This is a genomic window from Aminobacter sp. BA135 (genome assembly GCF_050859125.1).
GTDB lineage: Bacteria > Pseudomonadota > Alphaproteobacteria > Rhizobiales > Rhizobiaceae > Aminobacter > Aminobacter ciceronei.
The window spans coordinates 3,728,496-3,745,808 of sequence record NZ_CP139572.1; the positions used below are offsets into that span (position 1 = coordinate 3,728,496).

General features: G+C 64.4%; 20 protein-coding genes. 10 read left to right on the plus strand and 10 right to left on the minus strand.

Annotated elements, in window-relative coordinates:
• Positions 1-267: 267 nt before the first annotated feature.
• Positions 268-438, plus strand: a complete 171-nt coding sequence (locus SLT36_RS18185) for a hypothetical protein (protein ID WP_154383983.1) — start codon at positions 268-270, stop codon at positions 436-438.
• A 66-nt stretch (positions 439-504) separates the two neighbouring features.
• On the plus strand, positions 505-1,545 hold the full coding sequence (locus SLT36_RS18190; protein WP_432283812.1) for a DUF1176 domain-containing protein: 1,041 nt from the start codon (positions 505-507) through the stop codon (positions 1,543-1,545).
• A 1-nt stretch (position 1,546) separates the two neighbouring features.
• Here the strand turns inward: SLT36_RS18190 and SLT36_RS18195 are convergent, their stop codons facing one another.
• The 7 genes from SLT36_RS18195 to SLT36_RS18225 form a co-directional block, all read right to left on the minus strand.
• Positions 1,547-2,404, minus strand: coding sequence for an alpha/beta hydrolase family protein (locus SLT36_RS18195; RefSeq protein ID WP_432288386.1), 858 nt, complete (start codon positions 2,402-2,404; stop codon positions 1,547-1,549).
• 326 nt (positions 2,405-2,730) lie between these two features.
• Positions 2,731-4,341: an NTP transferase domain-containing protein gene (locus tag SLT36_RS18200; protein ID WP_432283813.1), complete on the minus strand. Its 1,611-nt coding sequence runs from the start codon at positions 4,339-4,341 to the stop codon at positions 2,731-2,733.
• A complete protein-coding gene (locus SLT36_RS18205) occupies positions 4,338-5,048 on the minus strand; it encodes an XdhC family protein (protein ID WP_432283814.1) in 711 nt (236 codons plus the stop codon). The genes SLT36_RS18200 and SLT36_RS18205 overlap by 4 nt, the downstream gene beginning before the upstream one ends.
• 3 nt (positions 5,049-5,051) lie before the next feature.
• The gene (locus tag SLT36_RS18210) at positions 5,052-5,387 is read right to left on the minus strand and encodes an XdhC family protein (RefSeq protein WP_432283815.1); all 336 of its coding nucleotides are present in this window, start codon (positions 5,385-5,387) and stop codon (positions 5,052-5,054) included.
• Positions 5,388-5,407: 20 nt separating this feature from the next.
• Positions 5,408-6,643 (minus strand): vWA domain-containing protein, encoded by a 1,236-nt coding sequence (locus SLT36_RS18215; protein ID WP_432283816.1) that lies wholly within the window; start codon positions 6,641-6,643, stop codon positions 5,408-5,410.
• A 10-nt stretch (positions 6,644-6,653) separates the two neighbouring features.
• Positions 6,654-7,580 carry an AAA family ATPase gene (locus SLT36_RS18220; RefSeq protein ID WP_432283817.1) on the minus strand — a complete coding sequence of 309 codons (927 nt, stop codon included), beginning with the start codon at positions 7,578-7,580 and terminating at the stop codon, positions 6,654-6,656.
• 20 nt (positions 7,581-7,600) lie between these two features.
• Entirely contained in the window at positions 7,601-8,095 is a 495-nt protein-coding gene (locus SLT36_RS18225; protein WP_067966410.1) for a flavin reductase family protein, read from the minus strand.
• Positions 8,096-8,248: 153 nt separating this feature from the next.
• Between SLT36_RS18225 and SLT36_RS18230 the strand changes: the two genes are divergently transcribed.
• The 6 genes from SLT36_RS18230 (at position 8,249) to SLT36_RS18255 (ending at position 13,780) form a co-directional block, all read left to right on the plus strand.
• On the plus strand, positions 8,249-9,322 hold the full coding sequence (locus tag SLT36_RS18230; RefSeq protein ID WP_432283818.1) for a branched-chain amino acid ABC transporter substrate-binding protein: 1,074 nt from the start codon (positions 8,249-8,251) through the stop codon (positions 9,320-9,322).
• Positions 9,322-10,344 carry a P1 family peptidase gene (locus tag SLT36_RS18235; RefSeq protein ID WP_432283819.1) on the plus strand — a complete coding sequence of 341 codons (1,023 nt, stop codon included), beginning with the start codon at positions 9,322-9,324 and terminating at the stop codon, positions 10,342-10,344. Before SLT36_RS18230 ends, SLT36_RS18235 begins: the two co-directional genes overlap by 1 nt.
• 75 nt (positions 10,345-10,419) lie before the next feature.
• Positions 10,420-11,142 carry a DUF2259 domain-containing protein gene (locus SLT36_RS18240; RefSeq protein WP_432283820.1) on the plus strand — a complete coding sequence of 241 codons (723 nt, stop codon included), beginning with the start codon at positions 10,420-10,422 and terminating at the stop codon, positions 11,140-11,142.
• 47 nt (positions 11,143-11,189) lie between these two features.
• Positions 11,190-11,684 carry a hypothetical protein gene (locus SLT36_RS18245; protein ID WP_432283821.1) on the plus strand — a complete coding sequence of 165 codons (495 nt, stop codon included), beginning with the start codon at positions 11,190-11,192 and terminating at the stop codon, positions 11,682-11,684.
• 60 nt (positions 11,685-11,744) lie between these two features.
• Entirely contained in the window at positions 11,745-13,046 is a 1,302-nt protein-coding gene (purB, locus tag SLT36_RS18250; protein ID WP_432283822.1) for an adenylosuccinate lyase, read from the plus strand.
• 8 nt (positions 13,047-13,054) lie between these two features.
• Positions 13,055-13,780, plus strand: a complete 726-nt coding sequence (locus tag SLT36_RS18255) for a metallophosphoesterase family protein (RefSeq protein WP_432283823.1) — start codon at positions 13,055-13,057, stop codon at positions 13,778-13,780.
• Positions 13,781-13,807: 27 nt separating this feature from the next.
• Here the strand turns inward: SLT36_RS18255 and SLT36_RS18260 are convergent, their stop codons facing one another.
• The gene (locus tag SLT36_RS18260) at positions 13,808-14,098 is read right to left on the minus strand and encodes a putative quinol monooxygenase (RefSeq protein ID WP_192315868.1); all 291 of its coding nucleotides are present in this window, start codon (positions 14,096-14,098) and stop codon (positions 13,808-13,810) included.
• A gap of 99 nt (positions 14,099-14,197) precedes the next feature.
• Positions 14,198-15,100, minus strand: a complete 903-nt coding sequence (locus SLT36_RS18265; protein WP_432283824.1) for a VOC family protein — start codon at positions 15,098-15,100, stop codon at positions 14,198-14,200.
• Between the two features lie 188 nt (positions 15,101-15,288).
• Between SLT36_RS18265 and SLT36_RS18270 the strand changes: the two genes are divergently transcribed.
• Positions 15,289-15,816 (plus strand): GNAT family N-acetyltransferase, encoded by a 528-nt coding sequence (locus SLT36_RS18270; protein WP_432283825.1) that lies wholly within the window; start codon positions 15,289-15,291, stop codon positions 15,814-15,816.
• A 46-nt stretch (positions 15,817-15,862) separates the two neighbouring features.
• Positions 15,863-16,417, plus strand: a complete 555-nt coding sequence (locus SLT36_RS18275) for an RBBP9/YdeN family alpha/beta hydrolase (RefSeq protein WP_432283826.1) — start codon at positions 15,863-15,865, stop codon at positions 16,415-16,417.
• Here the strand turns inward: SLT36_RS18275 and SLT36_RS18280 are convergent.
• Positions 16,414-17,184, minus strand: a complete 771-nt coding sequence (locus SLT36_RS18280; protein WP_432283827.1) for an HpcH/HpaI aldolase family protein — start codon at positions 17,182-17,184, stop codon at positions 16,414-16,416. The genes SLT36_RS18275 and SLT36_RS18280 overlap by 4 nt on opposite strands.
• Between the last annotated feature and the right edge of the window lie 129 nt (positions 17,185-17,313).

Consider the following 17,313-nt stretch of genomic DNA (forward strand, 5'->3'; position numbering starts at 1 on the left):
AAATCGTTTCGTGACGCCAGTGGCTTCTTAGAAATGTCGGCACAAAAATCGGGCCGCATGGGGGGTAATATGCGGCCCGAAGTCGCCTTGCGGCGAGGAAAGCCAGCAGTGCCGGCTATTCAGTTACGCAACCGAGACCTGATTTGTTACACCGGTCGTGAAAGATTTTTTCTATGCACTGCATGGCAGCCATGTCGATGCTGCACTGCACAATCACGCCGGAATCACCTATATGTCGCCGTGGGAGGACAAACCGGAGCCTGAGAGATGGGTTTCTATACCGAATTGTTCGCCCGCCCTCGCCCCAAGGAACAGGTCCGCTATCGTGCGGCGCTTGCCTTGCTGAACGCGATGAACTCGGCCGACCGCGCCGACATCGGCATCAAGCCGGCAGATTTTCCCCGTATCGCGCGCGAAATGTCGACGCGCCAGGCATGATGGTCCTGCGCGTCACTGCGCTGCCGCAATCGATGATGCATCATTGCGGCAGGCAGGAGATTCGCGATGAGGACTTTTTCGACACGGGCAGCATTGACCGCCGCCTTGACCAGCCTCTGGTCGTTCCAGGCGCTGGCCGCCGATCTGCCCTATCTCGATGACCGATCCGATGCGGCCGCCGTGGTGCGCTCGCTCTACAATGCGGTCAGCCGCAAGGAATATGCCCGTGCCTGGGACTATTTCGGCGAGGCCAAGCCCGCCAAGGACTTTGCCGAATTCGCCAAGGGATATGAGAAAACCGAGCGCGTCGAGATCGAGACAGGCGCGGTCAGTTCGGACGGCGCTGCCGGCTCGATCTTCTACAGCATCCCGGTCGCCATTCGCGCCATAGACAAGGACGGCACCGAGAAGGTTTTCGCCGGCTGCTACACCGCCCGGCAGGTCAACGGCTCGATCCAGGAGCCGCCCTTCACCCCGATCCAGCTCGAGAAAGGTGCACTCAAGCCAGCCGAAGGCAATCTGAGCGAAGCGCTGCCCAAGCAGTGTGGCGATGCCCCGCCCACAGAGATCGACGCCGTGCTCGACCTTGCCACCAAGACATTCGCTGCAAGCCACAAGGCCCAGTGCGACGTTGCCCGCGAAGGTGACGAGGCGATCCAGAGCTACAAGATTTCCTACCACAACAAATCGGACGCCGCCGACGCGCCGGCCAGCGAAGCCCGGCTGTTCCGCTTCTTCTGCCAGATGGGCGCCTATAACGAGACCCATGTCTATTATCTCTGGAACGAGGCCGACGGGCTGAACGAGCAGCATTTCGCCGCCCCCGAGCTCGACATCCACTACGAGGGCGACAATCCCGACGGCAAACTCGAGAGCGTCAACGTCATCGGCTACCGCTCTGAAAACACGCTGGTCAACTCGTCCTTCGACGAGAAGACGATGACGATCACTTCGCACGCCAAATGGCGCGGCGTCGGCGATGCCTCATCCGACGGCACCTGGCTGTTCCGCGACGGCGCGTTTGCGCTGGTCAAATACGACGTCGACGCGTCCTATGACGGCGAGATAAACTCCGAGACTGTGCTCGACTACAATTCGGGACCTTGAGCTATCGCGCGGCCAGCATCCAGTTGAGCGTCTCGCGCCAGTCTGTCATGCGGATCGGCGTGCCGTGGGTGCCGGTCTCGAAGCGGACGAAACGCGCGGGATAGGCCTTGCTCTTGGCGAGGATCGAGCGGAAGAACGCCTCCTGCTTGTCGATCGGGAAGACTGGGTCCTTGCTGCCCTGACCGAAGAACACCGGTACCCTGGCCTTGAAGGCCGCGGATTTGAGAAAGGCGTCGTCCCAGAGCGAGCCGAGCAGCATCAGGCCGCTGAGCTTGGTGGCAGCCTTGGCATCCCTCGCCAGGCCCCAGCAGAGCTGGCCGCCCATCGAGCCGCAGGCGACGACGATCCTGGCGCCAGGTGACTGCGCCGCGTAATGGTCGATAAGCGCCGCCACCTCTGCAACGCCCTTGTCGCCGAAATCGGAAAAGTCGGGCGACAGATAGAGCCCGCCATTGGCGGCCATCAGGTTCTTGATGCGGTTGAAGTTGCCGCCGAAGGTGAAGTCGTCGACACCCTGCTTGCGGCTGCCACCCTGGCCGTGGAGATAGAGCACAATGACCGCGGCGCCCTCGGTTTTGCCGACTGCGAAGTGTCTGACATCGCCGGCATCGGTCTTCAAAACCAGGTCCTGCTGGACCTTACGGACACCCGTCGAGACGTATTTGCCCTGGGCCCGGCGCTCCGGCACTTCGTCGCGCTCGTTGATGTCGCGCAACTCCTTGTAGTCGACGACGCGGTAGGCCTCGCCCTCGGACGAGAGGATGGCCGGATAGGCGAAGAGCTCGTCCTTGTAGGGGGCGAGGGTTTGGGCATGGGCGGGAAATGCTACAAATGCGGCAAGCACGAACGGCAAGACCAAGCGGCGCAAGCTAAGCCGCAGCCAAGCGCTCGACGTTGCCCCCCTCTGGCCTGCCGGCCATCTCCCTCGCAAGGGGGGAGATTGGCTGGCATCGACGCATCGACCGACCTGCGACGAAGCAGGGCGTGAACTGGCCGCGCAGCTGCTGATCTCCCCCCTTGTGGGGGGTGAGGAGTGGTCGCCGCAGGCGACAAAAAGCCAACTGCTTGGCTTTTCGAACGACGAACGCGCGAAGCGCCAAGCCGGCAGGACAGAGGGGGGCGCGAAGGAATGCAACGTTGAATCGAGCGACATGACCTAGGGTTGGCTAGGCAATGGGGTCTTTGTCAATCCTGCAGCACCCCGCCCGCTCCTGCCAGCGCCTCGGGCGTGTCGACGTCGACGGCAGCGCCGGCACCGATCTCGATGTCGACGACATCGACGCTTTCGCTCTCGATCAGATGCCGGGCGCCGGTGTCGCCTTCGAGATGGGCAACGGCTGCAAACAGGGCGCGCGGCAGGATCACCGGATTGCCACGTTTGCCGTCATGGGTGGCGCGGACGACCGCACGGCCGCCTGCCCGCTCGAAGGCCTCGATCAGCCGGTCGAGGTCGGCCGGCAGCACCTCGGGCATGTCGCCGAGAACGATCAGCGCACCGGCTGCATCCTCGGGAAGCGCCGAAATGCCCGCCTTGAGCGAACTGGCGAGGCCTGAGGCAAAGTCGGCATTGTGGGTCGCGGGAATGTCGAGCCCGGCGAGCGCATCACGGATGCGGCCCGCCTGATGGCCTGACACAACGACAGTGCTTACGGCCTTCGACGCAAGCACCCGTTCGGCGGTTCGGCGCACAAGCGGCTTGCCCTGGAACAGCGCCAAAAGCTTGTTGGGCCCGCCCATGCGGCTGGAACGACCGGCTGCGAGCAGCACGGCATGCACTTTCGGGACCGGCGGAATGGCGGTGAGATCGCGTGGCTGCGGCCGCGTCGCAATTTCCATCAGCAGGCCGCCGACGCCCATGCCGGCAATGTCGGCCGCGGAGACGTCGAGCCCTGCCATCAGCCGGTCGAGCACCCAGTCGAAGCCGTTTTCCTTGGGGCTGCGCGCGCAACCCGGCGCACCGAGAACGGCGGTCTTGCCGATATGGCCAAGCACAAGAAGGTTACCGGGATCGACCGGCATGCCGGAACGGACGACGGTGCCGCCGGCGGCGCGGATGGCGGCCGGGATGACATCGTCGAAATCGGCCAGCGCCGAAGCGCCGAAAATGACGACGAGGTCGTTGTCGCGGGCAAGCTGCCTGGTAGCCTCGGCCACCGCACCTGCCTCATGCGCCGTGCGCCGCTCGGCGACGAGGCGGCTGCCCGAGCGCGCCAGCCGCTGCTGGGTCAGGCGCGCGGTCTTGTCGAGCACGCTCTGCTTGACGCTGGGCAGCATGGTCTGAATGACGCCGACGCGCTTCGCCGCGAAGGCATTGACGGCGAAGATCTCGCCTTTGGCGCACAGTTCGGTCGCCTGCCGCACCAGATCGCCTGACACGGCAAAGGGGATGATCTTCACCGTCGCGACCATCTGGTCTTTTTCGACCGTGGCATGCTGGGCCAGAGTGGCAACCGTTATCGAGGGGTCTATGGCGTTGATGGCGTCGATCAGGCCGGCATCGACGGTGAACACGCCGGCTTCACGCGCATGCAGATTGACCCGGCCGGTCGCCGCCGGCTTCACCTCGATATGGCGGTGCCGCATGCTGGCCGCGATCGCCCCAGCCGCCTGGTCTTCGCCGAGATCGCCCGGCTCCAGCACGGCGACGACGATCTCGCTCAGCCCCGAGGCTGCGAGGATGGCCACGTCTTCGGCGGCAAGCACATGGCCCTTGCGGTAGCGGAGGTCACCGGCGCTGGTGGAATGCGCAAGCACAGCGCCCTTGGCCTGGTCGACGGGGATTGCGCCAAATCTCACGCCGCCTCGCTTTTTGCCTTGGCGCCGAGGCCGCGCGCACGGAACGCCGAAATGACCTGCGCGAGAATGGCAACCGCGATCTCGGCAGGGTTGGCGGCACCGATGTCGAGCCCGATCGGCGCGTTGATGCGGTCGATCTGCTCCGGCGTCACGCCCATTGCCATGAGGCGCTCGACGCGCCGGCCATGCGTCTTGCGGCTGCCCAGCGCACCGACATAAAAACACTCGGCATCGAGTGCTGCCTTGAGCGGCCAGTCGTCGATCTTGGGATCGTGGGTGATGGCGGCAAGTGCGGCATAACGATCGAGCGGACAGTGCTTCAGCGCATCCTCGGGCCACTCGGCCTTGTGGACGACGTCGGGGAAACGCTCATCGCTGGTGAAGGCCGTGCGCGGGTCGATGACCTCCAGCCGAAAACCGGCGATCTTGGCCATCGGCGCAAGTGCCTGGCTGATATGGACGGCGCCGATCACCACCAGCCTGGGCTGCGGCAGGTGCACATTGAGGAAGAAATTGCGGCCTTCGGCCTCGACGAGGCTCGACAGGCCGGTTCGAAACGCCTTGGCAATCGCCTGGCCGAGCTCGCCTGCAACGGCGTCGCCCTCCTTGACGACGCGGTCGCGGCCGTCGCCCGTGTCGGTGACGAGGATGGCAGCGCGGCGCGCGCGGCGCTCGGCATTCAGGGTTTTCAGGACATAGGGATCCATCGCTCAGCCCAACCGCTCGACATAGACCCTGATCTTCCCGCCACAGGACAGGCCGACCTGCCATGCCGTTTCGTCGGCGACGCCGAACTCCAGCATCTTCGGCTTGCCGCTGCCGATGACGTCGAGGGCCTCTGATATCACCGCCCCCTCGACGCAGCCGCCCGAGACCGAGCCATGGAAGGTGCCGTCGGCATCGATGACCAGATGGCTGCCGACAGGGCGCGGCGCCGAGCCCCAGGTTTCGACCACGGTGGCGATGGCGACGTCCTTGCCATCCTTCATCCAGCCTTCTGCGATGATCAGCGGGTCGCGGGCCTCATCGAGAAACTTGCTTGGCATGGAAACCTCCCTTTGCGACCTTACGCCGCCCGGCGCAGGCCGTCGATCATCCACAATCTGGGGTCGGTGTCGCGCGACGCCGGCGCGCCGAGCGAAGCGCAGAGATCGCCAAGCGCGTTGAGATTGTGCACCGGGCGGAACTCGTCGACATAAGGCAGCATGGCACGAACGCCGCGCGCGCGCGCTTCGAACCCCTCGAAGCGCAGCAACGGGTTGAGCCAGATCAGTCGGCGGCAGGATTTCTTGAGCCGCTCCATTTCCTCGGAGAGCCCTGCCACATCGTCACGCTCGAGCCCGTCGGTGATCAAAAGCACCACGGCGCCCTGCCCGAGCACCCGGCGCGACCACAAACGGTTGAACTCGCCCAACGTGTCGCCGATGCGGGTGCCGCCGGACCAGTCCTTGACCGCGGCGGAGCAGTCGGCAAGGGCCGCGTCGGGATCTCGGTGACGCATCTGCCGGGTCAGGTTGGTCAACCTGGTGCCGAAGACGAAAGTGTGCACGCGCCGGCGCTTTTCGGTCAGCGCGTGCAGGAAATGCAGGAAGATGCGGGTGTACTGGCTCATCGAGCCTGAGATGTCGGCAAGCACGACCAGAGGCGGATGCACCTCGCGCACGGAGCGGAATTTCGGCAGGATCAGCTGGCCGCCGGTGCGGGCTGCCGCCCGCATCATAGCGCGCGGATCGACAGTGCCGCCATGCGGGTCCGGCTTGAAACGACGCGTGCGCACGGTGTCGAAGGGCAGCCTGAGCGCTGTGATCTCGCGCCGGGCGTCTGACATCTCGCTTGCTGTCATCTGGGCAAAGTCCTTGCCGCGCAGCATCTCGTTGCCCGACACGGTAAAACGGGCGTCGACCTCGATCTCGGGGATTTCGCGCGGCGGCTGGCTGTTGTGGTGGCCTTCGAACATCGCCTGGCTGACGCGGTTTTCGGCGGCGCGCGGCTTCTGCTTCTCGCGGCGGTCGGGTGCTATGGGCGAAAACATCGCCAGCATCTTTTCGATCAGCTCGCGCGACTTCCAGAACAGCCGGAAGGCTTCGTCGAAGGTGGCGTGATCCTCGTGGCGGCTGACCAGCACGGCATGCAGCGTCCAGTAGAAATCGTCGCGCGAGCCGATGCCCGCGGCCAGCACCGCCTCGATCGCATCCATCACCGAAGCCGGGCCGACACGCATGCCGGCCTTGCGCAGCGCGCGGGCGAAATAGACGATGTTGTCGGCGATGCGACCGTCTGATGTAGCACTGCTGGGCGTCATGTCACCGCACCTACTCCGCCGCAGCCAGCTCCGCCTTCACCTCGTTGAGGATGCGGCGGCCCTCGCCTTGCTCGATGCGCGCGATGTCGTCCTGATATTTGAGCAGCACGCCGATGGTGTCCGAAATCGTCTCGGGATCGAGTGCTATCTTGTCGAGCTCCGTCAGCGCTGACGCCCAGTCGATGGTTTCGGCGACGCCGGGCACCTTGAATAGCTCGATCTCGCGCAGTTTCTGGATGAAGCGGACGACCTCGGCTGATAGCCGCCGGTTGGCCTGCGGAACCTTGCGGCTGACGATTTCGAGCTCGCGCTCTGCATTGGGATAGTCGACCCAGTGATAGAGGCAGCGGCGCTTCAGCGCGTCGTGGATCTCACGGGTGCGGTTGGTGGTGATGATGACGATCGGCGGTTCTTCCGCCCTGATCGTGCCGAGTTCTGGAACGGTGACCTGGTAGTCGGAGAGGATTTCGAGCAGGAAAGCCTCAAAGGCCTCGTCGGTTCGGTCGAGTTCGTCGATGAGGAAGACAGGGGCAGCACCCGCCTTGCCGGTCAACGCGTCCAGCACCGGACGCCGGATCAGGTATTTTTCCGAGAAGACGTTCCTTTCCATGTCGGAGCGGTCGACCTTGCCGACAGCCTCCTCCATGCGAATCTCGATCATCTGCGCCGCATAGTTCCACTCATAGACGGCAGAGGAAACGTCGAGGCCTTCGTAGCATTGCAGCCGGATCAGGCGGCGTCCGAGCGCGCTGGCCAGAACCTTTGCGATCTCGGTCTTGCCGACGCCGGCCTCGCCTTCGAGGAACAAAGGCCGGTTCATCCGCAGGGATAAGAAAAGTACCGTCGCAAGCGCCCTGTCGGCGACGTAGTCCGCGCCGGCGAGCATCTTAAGCGTCTCGTCGATTGTCTGGGGAACTGGACGAGGCGTGTCGGTCATGGCGTTTCCGGAGAGGCGGCCTACAGCACGTGGTAACTGCGGCCATGATAGATCAGCGGGCGAAGGTTATCGCCGATGCGCAGGCCTGTCACCTTGCCAAACATGACACGATGGGTGGCCAGTTCCTTGGCGTCGACGAGCTCGCAGTCGAACACGGCGACGGCGCCGATGAGGGCCGGCGCGCCTGATGCCAGCACCTCCCACTCGCCAAGGGCGAAGCGCTGTTCAGGCGCGAGGCCTGTGACACCGGAGAAAGCCACGGCCAGTGGCTCGTGCCTGGCGGCCAGCGTGTTGAGGGCAAAGTTGCCGTTCTTGACGAACAGGTCGTTGTTGGGGTTCTCGCGGTTGACGCAGACAAGCACCATCGGCGGGTTGTCTGACACCGAGCAGGCAGCGATGACTGTGGTGCCACGTTTTCCCGCCGGACCGTCGGTGGTCACCAGATGCACCGCGCCGGCAAAATGGCTCATCGCGTCCCGGTAGGCCTGCGGCCCGACTTCAAACTTCTTCAACACCGGATTTTCCTGCAACGAGACATACCCGCTATATATGGCCGCATCGACCGGGTCACAAGCTGAGATGGCACAAGCACGTTGCGCTTGGCCGGGCCAGGCAGTAGGTCAGGTTGTCAGCCTAAACTTGGCCTTGCAGAGGATTTTTCGGAGCGAATGCGAGCCGCAACGGCCATCACCACCCTGCTTTGCGCGTCGCTGGCGACGCTTGCCGCCCATGCCGAGCCGGTGAAGCTCGGGCTTGCAACACCGCTGTCGGGTCCGTCAGCGATCCTCGGCGAGCAGGTCAAATCAGGTGCCGAGCTTGCCGCGACGCGCAGCGACGCTGTTCTGGTGATCGCCGACGACGGCTGCACGGCCGAAGGCGGCGCCAAGGCAGCGCAGGTGTTCATCGACGCCAAGGTTGCGATTGCCGCAGGCTTTCTCTGCACCGAGGCGGTCGAGGCCGCCCTGCCCGTGCTCAAGGCCGCCAACATTCCTGTCATTTCGGTCGGCGTGCGCACCGACAGCCTGACCGACCTGCGCGACAAGACCGCCTGGCCGCTGTTCCGGCTGGGGCCGCGCGGCGACGGTGAGCGCAATGCGGCAGCCTCGATCCTGACGCGGCTGTGGAACGACGAGCTGTTTGCGATCATCGACGACGGCACGATCTATGGCCGCGAGCTGGCCGAAAGTTTCCGCGCCAGCGCCGAACAGGCCGGGCTGAAGCCGGTGTTCTTCGACACCTACAGACCTCAGCTCGACAACCAGGTCGCGCTGATCGGCCGACTGCGCAAGGCGGGCGCCACGCATGTCTTCGTCGGCGGCGACGGCGAGGACATCGCCGTGATGGGCCGCGACGCAGCTTCGCTCGGTGCCGACATCATTTTCGCCGGCGGCGAGACTTTGCGCGTCGCCGACCGCACCGTGCCGCCCGCAACGGGCACGTTGATGATCGCACCGCCTGAATGGTCGGATGTCGCCAAGCCGGAGGTGCGTTCGGCGTTCGAAGCGGCCAAGACGATGACCGACGGCTACACTTTGCCCGGCTACGCAGCGGTAGAGGTTGCCGGCGCTGCGGCGCGGCTCGCCGCGTCAACGGGAAAGCCTCTCGCGGACATGCTGGCGGGCCATGACTTCGACAGCGCCATCGGCAAAATCCGCTTCGACGCCAAAGGCGACCTTGTGGAAAGCCCGTTCCGGCTGTTTCGTTTCGACGGAACCAATTACCTGCCTGCAGAGATCCAGTAATGCCGCCAGCAACTTTAGAAGCCGGACCACTGAACCTGATCACCGACGTCGCGGGACTGCGCGTCGGCAACGCCTGCAATGAAACGCTGAAATCGGGCGTGACGGTGGTGATCTGCGACACGCCTGCTACCGCAGCCTGCCAGGTGCTGGGTGGTGCGCCGGGAACGCGAGAGACCGACCTGCTCGAAGCGCACAACACCGTCGAGACGATCAACGCGGTAGCACTCTCGGGTGGCTCGGCCTTCGGTCTGGATGCCGCCTCGGGCGTGCAGGCAGCGCTGCGCGAAAAGGGCATCGGCTTTGCCATGCGCGAGCAGGTGATCCCCATCGTGCCGGCGGCGATCCTGTTCGATATGCTGAATGGCGGCGACAAGGACTGGGGCCGCTATCCGCCCTATCGCGAGCTTGGCTACGAGGCGGTGCAGGCAGCGGCGCGCGAATTCGCGCTGGGCACGGCAGGTGCCGGTACCGGCGCGCTGACCGCCGGCCTCAAGGGCGGGCTGGGCTCGGCTTCGACGGTTCTGCCCAACGGTGTGACAGTCGGCGCCCTTGTCGCCGTCAACGCGACGGGGTCGGTGACAGTCGGCCGCTCCAGGCATTTCTGGGCGGCGCCGTTCGAGCTGGACGGCGAGTTCGGCGGACTGGGATTCCCATCACCACTGCCTGCAGACGCTTCGCGCGTGTTCAAGAAATACGAGGAAGACAACAGTGCGGCCGCCAACACCACGATTGCCGTCATCGCCACAGACGCGGTGCTGACCAAGGCAGCGGCGAAGCGGCTGGCGATCTCGGCGCATGACGGCTTCACCCGCGCGATCTGGCCGGTGCACACGCCTTTCGACGGTGACCTGGTGTTCGCGCTCGCAACCGGCGCAAGCGGCATCGAGGTCGGCCAGGCCGAGGTCGTCGACTTCTACGCTGCCGCCGCATCGACGATGGCGCGCGCGATCGCCCGGGGCGTGCACGCTGCGACCGCGACGCGTGGCGACATCATGCAGGTGTGGACGACGCGCAAAGGATGAGCCAAAACTGTTTGTTGTCTGTATGTTAGGGCCATCGTTTGAAAAGCTGAATCAACTGCAAAGGGGGCCTCTGCCATGAACGTGATGAAGCTTCTTTGCCTCGCCGCACTGTCGCTGTGCGCCGCCTCGCAGGTGGCACGGGCGGGCGACGCCGCCGAACTCAACGTGCTCGGCTTCAGCGCCGACGGCAAGGTCTTTGCCTTCGAAGAATATGGCATCCAGGACGGCTCGGGCTTTGCCTATGCCAATCGCTTCTATATCGACACCACGTCGGACAAGTTCCTGCCCGGCACGCCGGTGCGCGTTCAGATGGAAGACGAGAGTGTGGGCCTCGACGCAGCGCGCGCCGAAGCGCGCAAGCGCGGTGACACAATCGTCAAGGAGGGGGAGCTGGCCGCCAATCGCGGCCGCCTCGCCGGTTTCAACGCCGTGACCGAAACGAGTGCCGACCCGTTCAACATGACGGTCAATCCGCGCCCGGTGTTTCCGCCCATCGACAAGCAGCTCGAATTCAAGCTCGCGGAGATTTCCTTCGGCGAGATCGAGCGCTGCGCCGGCATCGGCCCGGTCAAGGGCTTCAAGCTGGTCCGCATCGATGAAGACGGCAAGGCAGAGGTGCTGCAGGAAGACAAGGACCTGCCGCAGAGCCGTGGTTGCCCGACCGGATACCGCATCGGCGGTGTGCAGACCTTCTTCGGCGATGGCGGAACGCCCGCCTATGCCGTGCTGGTGACCGTCATCCGTCATGGCTTCGAGGGCCCGGACCACCGCTGGATCGCCGTGACGGGGCAGATGTGAGCGATACGGTTGTCGCGGGCCCGTCCCGCAGCAAGAGCCGAGGGCCGATGCGCATACGCCACAGACTGGGCCAGGCGCTGCCGTCGCTGCGGGTTGCCATTCTCGGCGCAGCCCTGTGGGGCTTTGCGATGGGCGCCAGCGCCTTCCTGACGCTTCTGCTCGACCATTGGGAAACGCCTGTGCGCGTCCGTGCGGTCGTGCTGCTGTTCGCGCTCGGCGGCGCGATCGCCTTCCCCATCGGCTGGACGTTGGCGCGCCTCGTGTCATGCCACCGCGGCCGCGAGACCGCTTTCGCGGCGGCATTCGTGTCGTTCGGGGTGGTGACGATCGGCCTGACCGCCCTGCTCTATGCGCTGCAGTACCGGAGCTATTATGCAGAGTGGCATGCCGCGCCCTTCACCCTCACCTGGGCGTTCCAGGTTGTCTTCACCGGGCTCGTCGCGCTCTATCAATTCGCCGTTCTGGGACTGCGCCTCTATTTTCCCGGCGGATTCGTCGCCCTTTTCGCTGCTGCCATGTGGTTTGCCAGTCGTTCGCGTTGAGCATTGCGCCCACCTCTGTTAGGGGAGCCGCAACGAAACCACAGCTGGACGAGCCCCGCCATGATCCCTCGCTATTCCCGGCCCGAGATGGTCGCCATCTGGTCTCCCGAAACCCGGTTCCGGATCTGGTTCGAGATCGAGGCCCATGCCTGTGACGCGTTGGCCGAAATCGGCGTCATCCCCAAAGAAGCCGCGAAGACGATCTGGGAAAAGGGCGGTGCCGCCACCTTCGACGTCGAGCGCATCGACGAGATCGAACGCGTCACCAAGCATGACGTTATCGCCTTCCTGACGCATCTCGCCGAATTCGTCGGCCCGGATTCGCGTTTCATCCACCAGGGCATGACCTCGTCCGACGTGCTTGACACCTGCCTCAGCGTGCAGCTGGTGCGCGCCACCGACATCCTGCTCGCCGACCTCGATGCGCTTCTGGCCGCTCTCAAGCGCCGCGCCTTCGAGCACAAGGATACCGTCACCATCGGCCGCAGCCATGGCATCCATGCCGAGCCGACAACCTTCGGCGTCAAGCTGGCGCTGGCCTTCGCCGAGTTCACCCGCTGCCGCGAGCGCCTGGTGCATGCCCGCGAGGACATCGCCACCTGCGCCATCTCGGGCGCGGTCGGCACCTTCGCCAACATCGATCCGCGCGTCGAGGAGCATGTCGCCGCCAAGCTCGGCCTGAAGCCGGAGCCGGTGTCGACGCAGGTCATCCCGCGTGATCGCCACGCCATGTTCTTTGCCACGCTGGGCGTCATCGCCTCGTCGATCGAGCGCCTGGCCACCGAAATCCGCCATCTGCAGCGCACCGAGGTGCTGGAAGCAGAAGAGTATTTCTCGCCGGGCCAGAAGGGCTCGTCGGCAATGCCGCACAAGCGCAACCCTGTCTTGACCGAGAACCTGACCGGCCTCGCCCGCATGGTCCGCTCCTATGCCGCGCCGGCAATGGAGAACGTGGCGCTCTGGCACGAGCGCGACATCTCGCACTCGTCGGTCGAACGCATGATCGGCCCGGATGCCACCGTCACCCTCGACTTCGCGCTGGCGCGCCTGACCAACGTTATCGACAAGCTCGTCGTCTATCCCGACAACATGCTGAAGAACATGAACAAGTTCCGCGGCCTGGTTCACTCGCAGCGCGTGCTCCTGGCCCTTACCCAGGCCGGCGTTTCCCGTGAGGACGCCTACCGCCTTGTTCAGCGCAACGCCATGAAGGTGTGGGAAGAAGGCAAGGATTTCCTCGAGGAACTGCTCGCTGACAAGGAAGTGACCGCTGCCTTGCCGGAAGCGGAAATCCGTGAAAAGTTCGACCTCGGCTATCACACCAAGCACGTCGACACGATCTTCAGCCGCGTTTTTGGATAAGGATCTGCATGCGCCTGGCTGTCGTCTCTGACATCCACGGAAACCTCCGCGCGCTGGAAGCCGTCCATGCGCGCCTCAAGGACAGTTCCCCCGACCTGACGGTCAATCTGGGGGACTGTCTCTCGGGACCGCTGTGGCCCGAGGAAACCGCGCAATATCTGATCGCCGAGAACTGGCCGACTGTGCGCGGCAACCACGACCGGGCACTGGCTGATATGTCGGTGCCCGATCTGGAAAAGGTCGACGGCTTCACCCATCAGTGCCTGTCCGCGGCATCGTTGCGGTGGGTTTCGGCGCTGCTGCCCACCTTGCGCCTGCCGCCCGACATCCTGCTTTGCCATGGCAGCCCTGAGGACGACGAGGTTTTCCTGCTCGAGGAAGACGGTGGCGACCATTTCTTTCCGTCCAATGAAAGCCAGATCAAGCAGAAGCTCGGCAAAGTCGATGCCGGGTTGGTCCTGTGCGGCCACACACATACGCCGCGCGTCGCCCGGATTTCCGGCCAGACAATTCTCAATCCGGGCAGCGTCGGCGTCCAGGCCTTCCCCGGCCTCACGGTGACGGGCAGCCCGCATGCGCGCTTTGCCATCGCCACCCTAGAGAAAGGCGCGTGGAGCTTTGCCCACCATGTCGTCGCCTACGACTGGAGCGAAGCAGCGCAGCGCGCCGAAGCGTCCGGTTTCGCCAGCTGGCGCCATGGCCTGCTGACAGGTTATGCGGGAAAGCGGACCTGAGGCGCAGACGCCAGACCGACCCCTGACCTATGCAGCGAAGGCGTCCATCAGGATGAAGGTGGGATCCAGGCGCTGGTGCCTGTTGATCAGCGGCACCAACCGCCTGAAATGCTCGGTCGCGCAATGGATATCGAGCGCCGCGCGATCGGGCCACAACTCGATGAAGACGAAATGCCCCGGATCCTTCTGGTCGACGAACAGGTCATAGGACAGGCAGAGCGGCTCCTGCCGCGTCTTCTCCACCAGTTCGGCATAGAGCGGCCGCACGATCTCGACGAACTCAGGTCTGATGAAATCCTGAGCGATGACTTTCAGCATATTTGTCCCGGTCCTGCATGTTCATTGGCCGAACCGCCGGTCTGGCGGTTCGGCCAATGGCTTAGCACAGGCTCCGGCCAGTTGCTGTCAGGAGGAAAGTCAGCCCGGCTGGCCAGGCACGGCGCGGATGACCGTGCCCCAGGGGTCCTCGTAGGTCGAAGCGGCCTTGGCGTCGGCCGAGCGCATCTCGACCCAGGCAAGGCCTGTCAGCGAGGCGTCGCGCCTGCCGGCACCCGGGCTCTGCCAGGAATTGGCGCCGATATGGTGATGATAGCCGCCCGAGGACAGGAAGACAGCGCTGTTGCCGTATTCCGCAACCGTGTCGAAGCCGAACTGGCTGTGCCACCAGCGGGCCGCCGCAGCGGGATCACCGACGCGCAGGTGGACATGGCCGACGATGCTGTTCTCGGGCGCGCCCTGCCAGCCGGCGTCGCCGTCGGGCACCTCTGATACGATCGAGCCGATGTCGAGCTGCCTGGTCGCCATCTCGACCTGCGCGCCATTCCACTTCCAGCCATCATGCGCGCGGTCGGAATAAATCTCGATGCCGTTGCCTTCCGGGTCGGTGAGATAGAGCGCCTCGCTGACCAGATGGTCGGAGGCGCCGTCGACCGGAATGCGCCTGTCGATGGCATGCTTGATCCAGCGGCCGAGATCGGCCCGGCTTGGCAAAAGGAATGCGGTGTGGAACAGGCCGGCGCTACGCGGATCGTCTGGCTTCGCTGCCTTGTCGGCCTCGATGTCGAGCAGCGCGCGGCTGCCGGCGCCAAGCGTGATCGTCTCGCCATCGCGCTTGAGTTCCTGCAGGCCGACGACGTCGCGATAGAAATTGGCCAGCGCATTGGCATCGCGGGCCTTGAGGCCGACGCGCGAAACGCTGATCGGGGTCGTCGCGGCAAAGGGAATGTTGCTCATCCTGGGCTCCGTGTGGCCTGCCCGCACTCCCGCACCCAATGCGAGAAGTGCCGCGCTGCCAACCAGTTTGCGTCGTGTCAGTTCCAAAATCCACTCTCCGGCCAACACGGCTGTTTTTCTCCAGCCATAGATCGTCCGCGCGCATCGTTCACACAAGTGAGCAAAGACCGAACACGTCGTTCAACGATTCGATATCAATCTAAAATTGCGCGACCGGTTCTGGATCGTCGGCAAAAGTTCCGTTGTGCCAGTCGGCAAACACCGGAGACAATCCCATGTCCGGCCAGCTACCTGTCCGGCTCATAAATGCGATCGTGGTGCACGTCATGAACGACGATGAACATACAACAACGCTCAGGCCGGCACGGAGCGGGGACGGACGAGCGGTGTTTGACGTGACGCGACATTCCGTGCGTGAGCTGGCGAAGGAGCACTATTCCGCCGAACAGATTGCCGGATGGATGGGCGATCGGACGCCGGACACTTACGAAGCCCTTATAGCCAAAGGGCTGATGGTCGTTGCCGAGCGAGGCGACAGGATCGTCGGCTTCGTCGATTCCGAGCCAGGCGAGGTGACGCGGCTATTCCTTGTTGCCGATGCGGTAGGTTCAGGCCTCGGCAAAATGCTGCTCGAAATCGGCATCCGGAATGCTCGACAGGACCACGAAGGACCGATCCGGGTAGAATCGACAGTCAATGCCGAGGGCTTCTATCGCCGCCACGGCTTCCGCGCGGTCGAGCGCGGCTATTTCTCCCACGGCGTCGGTGGTGACCCGATCGAGATCGTGCACATGGAGCTGTGAGCGGCACCGCCTTGCACCAGCAAGATCGGATCGCTACATCCGCGACATGAAGGTAAAAGACGCCGATATCATCATCGTGCCCGGATACACCAATTCGGGGGCCGCCCACTGGCAGAGCCGCTGGGAAGAAAAGCTGTCGACCGCGCGCCGTGTCGAGCAGGACGAGTGGTCGAAGCCCGTCCGCGAGGACTGGACGGACAAGGTCATCAAGGCAGTGAACGCGGCCGAGCGGCCAGTGGTGCTTGTTGCCCACTCGCTCGGCATTCCGACGGTCATCCACGCCATTCCAGGCTTCAAGAAATTCGTGGCCGGCGGCTTCTTCGTGGCCCCGCCCGATGTGTCCAACCCGGCCCTCAAGCCGAAGCACCTGATGACCTTCGGCCCCTACCCGCGTGATCCGCTGCCGTTTCCGTCAGTGGTGGTCGCCAGCCGCAACGACCCGTATTGCGCGCTCGACGTCGCCGAGGATATCGCCGCGGCCTGGGGCTCGCTGTTCATAGATGCCGGCGATTCAGGCCACATCAATGCCGATTCCGGCCACGGGCCGTGGCCGGAGGGATCGATGGTGTTCGCGCAGTTCCTGTCGCGGCTGGAAGGTTAGCCCAGAGAGTTCCTGAGATCGGCCAGCAAGCCCGCTGCACCGGCTGCGATCAGTTGGTGCTCGGAGCCTGTTGCCAGCAGCTGGTAGCCCATGTCGATGAAACGCCCCGCGATCTTTGGATCAGTGACGTAGATGCCGGCATGCTTGCCGGCAGCACGGGTCCGCCTGCCGACATCGGCGACCGTTTCCATCATCGCCTCGAGCGTCGAATTGATCGTCTCGCCCTTGGTCCAGGCGATGGAGAAATCGCCAGGCCCAAGGAAAATGCCGTCGATGCCAGGCGTATCCAGGATGCCGTCGAGCACGGCAACCGCCGCGTGGGTCTCGACCATGGCGAAGGAGACGGTACGGGCGTTGCTTTCCTTCAGCCACTTGACCGAATCCTTGCTGCCGTGACGGGGTGCCGCGAAGGTCGGCCCCCAGGAGCGTTCGCCGAGCGGCGGATATTTCATCGCGGCGGCAAAGCGCCTGGCATCCTCGACCGAATTGACCATCGGCGCGATGACTGCCTCGGCGCCGAAGTCGAGTGCGCGGCTCGCCATGTCGAAGCGGCCAACCGGGACGCGGACGAGCGAATGCTTGCCGGCCCGCAGCACGGGCGCGATCGAGCGCAGCACGCTGTCTTCATTGTGGCCGCCATGCTGCATGTCGAGGGTGACGGCATCGAAGCCCTGCCCGGCAAGGATTTCAACCGTCAGCGCATCCGGCACGCCGGACCAGGCGGTGATGATGGTCTCGTTGGCGTGCAGTCTCTCGGCAAGCGACATTTTTCTCTCCCTCAGGCGTAGCCATTTCAACCGGAAGCTGGCGTCGGCGCAAACAAAAACCGCCCGGAATTCGGGCGGTTCGTTGGTCCAGGCAGCCGAAACCAGCCGCTATACAGCAATGGGGCTGGA